Consider the following 323-nt stretch of genomic DNA (forward strand, 5'->3'; position numbering starts at 1 on the left):
GGCGCATAGTTGTACAAGGGCAGCCCATTTTCATAGCCGCTGCCGTTGTATACGTAATTGGCATTCGTCCCCTGAGGCCAAGGGACGACAGCGCCGTTCGTGTACTGGTTGACCGCGAAGCGGCCCGGATCGGCCGTGCCGGAACCACCGCACGTAGGGGTGTCGAAAAAGACCGCGCAGCTGGAGTAGTCACGCTGCCCCTGATACAGCGCGTCGTTCTCACGCCAGGTCAGCCAGCCGACCGCGTGTCCGCGGTTCTCGGCAAAGCTCCCGCCCAGCACGATATCCGCGTTGCGGCTGATGCCGTCGAAGCCGGAATCGCC

At 63.5% G+C, this 323-nt stretch carries 1 protein-coding gene; it reads right to left on the bottom strand.

All coding sequences use genetic code 11. From position 1 onward, the window contains the following. A partial coding sequence (locus tag SB719_RS19370) for a hypothetical protein (RefSeq protein ID WP_412159631.1) occupies positions 1-323 on the bottom strand: 323 nt, incomplete at both ends.

The organism is Pantoea sp. SIMBA_079 (genome assembly GCF_046940275.1).
Taxonomy (GTDB): domain Bacteria; phylum Pseudomonadota; class Gammaproteobacteria; order Enterobacterales; family Enterobacteriaceae; genus Pantoea; species Pantoea borealis.